This is a genomic window from Saccharomonospora halophila 8 (genome assembly GCF_000383775.1).
Taxonomy (GTDB): Bacteria; Actinomycetota; Actinomycetes; order Mycobacteriales; family Pseudonocardiaceae; genus Saccharomonospora; species Saccharomonospora halophila.
The window spans coordinates 3,498-9,270 of the sequence record NZ_KB912478.1 but is presented as its reverse complement, the minus strand read 5'-3'; the positions used below and the strand labels follow the sequence as shown (position 1 = coordinate 9,270).

The 5,773-nt window shown below is 72.8% G+C and carries 3 protein-coding genes; 1 reads left to right on the top strand and 2 read right to left on the bottom strand.

Annotated elements, in window-relative coordinates:
• The coding region (locus SACHA_RS0100725; protein ID WP_019806387.1) for a Gfo/Idh/MocA family protein at window positions 1–771 on the top strand (771 nt) is incomplete at its 5' end.
• A 127-nt stretch (window positions 772–898) separates the two neighbouring features.
• On the opposite strand, the gene SACHA_RS0100720 is transcribed toward SACHA_RS0100725, so the two are convergent.
• Entirely contained in the window at window positions 899–4,282 is a 3,384-nt protein-coding gene (locus SACHA_RS0100720; RefSeq protein WP_019806385.1) for a pyruvate carboxylase, read from the bottom strand.
• Between the two features lie 153 nt (window positions 4,283–4,435).
• On the bottom strand, window positions 4,436–5,773 hold a 1,338-nt coding region (locus SACHA_RS0100715), incomplete at its 5' end, for an ATP-dependent DNA helicase RecG (RefSeq protein ID WP_019806383.1).

The window sequence follows — 5,773 nt, the reverse complement described above, 5'->3', positions numbered from 1 at the left end:
GTGCTGGTGGAGAAGCCGGTCGCGGACACCGTCGCCGGGGCCGAACGCGCCGTGTCGGCGGCCGAGGACGCCGGGGTGCCACTGCTCGTGGGGCACCACCGCAGGCACAGCCCGTGGATGGCGGCCGCCCGGGAGACCCTCCGCCGGGGCACCCTGGGCGACGTCGTCGCGGTGCAGGGCAGTGCCCTGTTCCGTAAGCCGGACGACTACTTCGCGCACGCCGCGTGGCGCCGCGAGCCCGGCGGCGGCCCGATCCTGATCAACCTGATCCACGACGTCGACAACCTGCGCGCGTTGTGCGGCGAGATCGTGGAGGTGCAGGCGCGCGCCTCGAACGCCGCACGGGGGTTCGCGGTCGAGGACACCGCGGCGATCACGATGCGGTTCGCCTCCGGCGCGCTCGGCAGCTTCCTGCTCTCGGACACCGCGGCCGCCGCGCGCAGCTGGGAGCAGACCTCCGGCGAGAATCCCGACTATCCGCACCATCCGGACGAGGACTGCTACCTCGTCGCCGGCACGCGAGGATCGCTGGGGGTGCCCACCCTGCGGCTACGGGTGTACTCCGGCGAGCCGTCGTGGTGGGCCCCGTTCCACACGTCGGTGCTGGACGTGGCCGCACGCGACCCCCTCGCCGCGCAGCTGGACCACTTCCGCGCGGTCGCCCGCGGTGAGGCCACCCCGCTCGTCGACGGCCGCGAGGGCCTCCACACCCTCCGCACCACCCTCGCCATCACCGAAGCCGCCCGGACCGGCCACCCGATCGCGCTCTGACCCCACGGCGCCGGGGTGTGCCGTGAAGGGCACTTTCCCTGCGTCGGGTGCCGTGAGGGGCACATTTCCTGCGTCACACGCAGCGAATGTGCCCCTCACGCTCACCCACGGGGGAGGAACGCACCGTTCACTGCAGGACGACGAGGAGGTCGCCGCCCTCGACCTGTTGGACCGAGTTGACGGCCAGGCGGTGCACCGTGCCCGCGGTGGGGGCGGTGATCGCGGCCTCCATCTTCATCGCCTCGATGGTGGCCACCGTGTCGCCCGCGTCGACGGTGTCGCCCTCCGCGACCGCCGCGGTCACCACCCCGGCGAACGGCGCGGCCACGTGCCCCGGGTCGTTCTTGTCCGCCTTCTCCTTCGCGGGCAGGTCCGAGGCCACGGACCGGTCGCGCACCTGGATCGGGCGCAGCTGTCCGTTCAGTGTGGACATCACCGTGCGCACGCCGCGCTCGTCGGCCTCGCCGATCGCCTCCAGCTCGATGAGCAGGCGCACACCCGGTTCGAGGTCGACCGCGTACTCCTCCCCCGGCCGCAGCCCGTAGAAGAAGTCCTTGCTCGGCAGCACACTCGTGTCGCCGTAGGCCTCGCGGTGGTTCTCGAACTCCGTCGTCGGCCCGGGGAACAACAGCCGGTTCAGCGTCCGCCTCCGGTCCTCGGCCAGCCCGCGCCGGTCGGTGTCGGACAGCTCCTCGGTCGGACGGGCCTCGCCCCGGCCCGCGAGCGCCCGGCTCCGGAACGGCTCGGGCCAGCCGCCCGGCGGCTCGCCCAGCTCCCCGCGCAGGAAGCCGATCACCGACTCCGGGATGTCGAACCGGCCGGGGTCGGCCTCGAACTCCTCCGGCGCCACGTTCGCGCCCACCAGGTGCAGCGCCAGGTCCCCGACGACCTTCGAGGACGGGGTCACCTTGACCAGCCGCCCGAGGATGCGGTCGGCGGCGGCGTACATCGCCTCGACCTCCTCGAACCGGTCGGCCAACCCGAGGGCCCTGGCCTGCGTGCGCAGGTTGGACAGCTGACCGCCGGGGATCTCGTGGTGGTACACCCGCCCCGTCGGTGCCGCCAGACCCGCCTCGAACGGCGCGTAGATCCGGCGCACGATCTCCCAGTACGGCTCCATCTCCCCCACCGCACCCAGATCGAGGCCGCTGGGCCGATCGGAGTGGTCGGTGGCGGCCACGATCGCCGACAGCGAGGGCTGCGAGGTGGTGCCCGCCATCGAGGCCACCGCGCCGTCGACGGCGTCGGCGCCCGCGTCGATCGCGGCGAGGTAGGTCGCCAGCTGCCCGCCCGCCGTGTCGTGCGTGTGGATGTGCACCGGCAGGTCGAACTCCCGGCGCAGGGCCGTGACCAGGGTGCGCGCGGCGGGCGCGCGCAGCAGCCCGGCCATGTCCTTGATCGCCAGCACGTGCGCGCCCGCGCCCACGATCTGCTCGGCGAGCTTGAGGTAGTAGTCGAGGGTGTAGAGGTTCTCGGCCGGGTCGGACAGGTCGGAGGTGTAGCACAGCGCCACCTCCGCCACCGCCGATCCGGTCGACCGCACCGCCTCGATCGCCGGACGCATCTGCTCCACGTCGTTGAGCGCGTCGAAGATGCGGAAGATGTCGATCCCGGTGGCGGTGGCCTCCTCGACGAACGCCTCGGTCACCTCCGTGGGGTACGGGGTGTAGCCGACGGTGTTGCGCCCGCGCAGCAGCATCTGCAGGCACACGTTCGGCATCGCCGCGCGCAGCGCCGCGAGGCGTTCCCACGGGTCCTCGGCGAGGAAGCGCAGTGCCACGTCGTAGGTGGCCCCGCCCCAGCACTCCACCGACAGCAGCTGCGGCATCGTGTGCGCCACCGCGGGCGCCACGGCCAGCAGGTCCCTCGTCCGGAGCCGGGTGGCCAGCAGCGACTGGTGCGCGTCGCGGAAGGTCGTGTCGGTCACGCCGATGTGCGGCGACGACCGCAACCACTCGGCGAAGCCCTCCGGGCCGAGCTCGGTCAGCTTCTGCTTCGACCCGGCCGGTGGGGTCCCGTCCGGGACGTCCGGCAGCTTACGCACCGGGTCGATCAGGCGCGGCCGCTCGCCGTTCGGCTTGTTCACCGTCACGTCGGCGAGGTAGGTCAGCAGCCGGGTGCCCCGGTCGGCGGAGTGGCGCGCGGTGAGCAGGTGCGGCCGCTGTTCGATGAACGACGTCGTCACCCGGCCCTGCTGGAAGTCCGGGTCGTCCAGCACCGCCTGCAGGAACGGGATGTTCGTGGCCACCCCGCGGATGCGGAACTCGGCCACGGCCCGCCGGGCGCGGTCGACCGCCGTGGCGAACGTGCGCCCCCGGCAGGTCAGTTTGACCAGCATCGAGTCGAAGTGCGCGCTGATCTCGGTACCCGCGAACGCGGTGCCGCCGTCGAGCCGGATGCCGGAGCCGCCGGGCGAACGGTAGGCGCTGATCATGCCGGTGTCCGGCCGGAACCCGTTGGCCGGGTCCTCGGTGGTGATCCGGCACTGCAGCGCCGCCCCGCGCAGGTAGACCCGGTCCTGCGACAGGTCCAGCCCGGGCAGGGTCTCGCCGGAGGCGATCCGCAGCTGGGACTGCACCAGGTCCACGTCGGTGACCTCCTCGGTCACCGTGTGTTCCACCTGGATGCGGGGGTTCATCTCGATGAAGACGTGGTTGCCGTCCCGGTCGACGAGGAACTCGACCGTACCCGCGTTGCGGTAGCCGATCTGGCGGGCGAAGCGGACGGCGTCGGCGCAGATCCGCTCGCGCAGCTGTGGGTCGAGGTTCGGGGCCGGCGCCAGCTCGACGACCTTCTGATGCCGCCGCTGCACCGAGCAGTCCCGCTCGTAGAGGTGGATGACCCCCTCGTCGGAACCGGTGCCGTCGGCCAGGATCTGCACCTCGATGTGCCGGGGTTCGACCACGGCCTTCTCCAGGAACACCGTGGGGTCGCCGAAGGCCGACTCGGCCTCCCGGGAGGCCGCCTCGACGGCCTCGGTCAGCCCCCCGGGGTCGGTGACCAGGCGCATCCCGCGCCCGCCGCCGCCCGCGACGGCCTTGACGAACACCGGGAAACCGAGTTCCCCGGCCGCCTCGACCAGCGTCTCCACGTCGGCCGACGGGGCGGACGAGCCGAGCACCGGCACCCCCGCCGCGCGGGCGGCGGCCACCGCACGCGCCTTGTTCCCGGTCAGTTCGAGGATGTCGGCGTCCGGGCCGACGAAGGTGATGCCGGCCTCGGCACAGGCGCGCGCCAGGTCGGGATTCTCGGAGAGGAACCCGTACCCGGGGTAGACGGCGTCCGCGCCGGAGCGCACCGCCGCGTCCACGACCTCGTCGACGGAGAGGTAGGCGCGGACCGGGTGTCCCGGTTCGCCGATCTCGTACGCCTCATCGGCCTTCAGCCGGTGCAGCGAGTTGCGGTCCTCGTGCGGGAACACCGCGACCGTGCCCGCGCCCAGTTCGTAGGCGGCGCGGAACGCGCGGATGGCGATCTCACCGCGATTGGCGACGAGTACCTTGCGGAACATGCCCGGTCCTTCCTGCTCTCGGATCGGTCGATCAGGCACGGTACATCGGAGTTCCCGCTCAGCGGGAGTCCACAACCGGCGTGACGGACCTCATGCGGCGTACCCGCGCGCACCCGTCCCGCACGGCTCCCGGAACACACCGAGGGTGCCCGGTCACGACTTCTCCAGGTAGTCGAGCCGGTCGGCGTCGAGCGTGTCGGCGACCATCGCGGCCAGTCCGGGGTGCCCGGTCAGGTCGGGATCGTCGGCCACGAGCCGCTCGGCGACCCCCCGTGCCCGCGCGATCACGTCCTCGTCCCGCAACAGCGACAGCAGTCGCAGTCCCGACCGGGTGCCCGACTGCGCGGCACCGAGGATGTCGCCCTCCCTGCGCAGCTCCATGTCGATGCGGGAGAGTTCGAACCCGTCGGTGGTCGACTCCACCGCCTCCAGCCGTGTTCGGGTGGAGGTGCCCTCCACCGCCTCGGTGACCAACAGGCACAGCCCCGGCCTCGTGCCCCGGCCCACACGGCCGCGCAGCTGGTGCAGCTGGCTCACCCCGAAGCGGTCGGCGTCCATGATCACCATCACCGTGGCGCCGGGGACGTCCACCCCCACCTCGATCACGGTGGTCGCCACGAGCACGTCCAGCTCCCCGGCGGCGAAGGAGCGCATTACGGCGTCCTTCTCCTCGGCGGGCAGCCGCCCGTGCAGCACGCCGATCCGCAGCCCCTCCAGCGGCCCCTCGGCGAGCTGCGGGGCCAGATCGAGCACCGCGACCGGGGGGCGTTCGGTCTTGTCCGACGGCGGTTCGTCCCCGATGCGCGGGCACACGACGTAGACCTGATTGCCCGCCTCCGCCTCCTCCCGGACCCGGTCCCAGGCCCGCTCCAGCCACCGGGGTTTCTCCGCGGTGGGCACCACGCTGGTGGAGATCGGACGGCGGCCGCCGGGCAGTTCCCGCAGCGAGGACGTCTCCAGGTCGCCGTAGACGGTCATCGCCACCGTGCGCGGGATCGGCGTCGCGGTCATCACCAGCACGTGCGGGGCGGTGCCGTTCCCGCCCCGGGTGCGCAGCGCGTCCCGCTGCTCCACGCCGAACCGGTGCTGCTCGTCGATCACCACGAACCCCAGGTCGGCGAGGTTCACGTGCTCCTGCAGCAGTGCGTGCGTCCCGACGACGATGCCCGCCTCGCCGCTCGCGGCCTCCAGCAACGCCTGTTTCCGCGGTTTCGCCGGCATCGAGCCGGTGAGCAGGGTGACGCGGGTGGCCTGCTCGGCGGCGTCCAGTTCCCCGGCCCGGGCGAGCCCGCCCAGCAGGTCCCGCAGCGACCGCGCGTGCTGGGCCGCCAGCACTTCCGTCGGGGCCAGCAGCACCGCCTGCCTGCCCGCATCGACCACCTGGAGCATCGCACGCAGCGCCACGAGGGTCTTGCCGCTGCCGACCTCGCCCTGCAGCAGGCGGTTCATCGGGTGTTCGCCCGCCAGGTCCGTGGCGACGCCCTCGCCCAC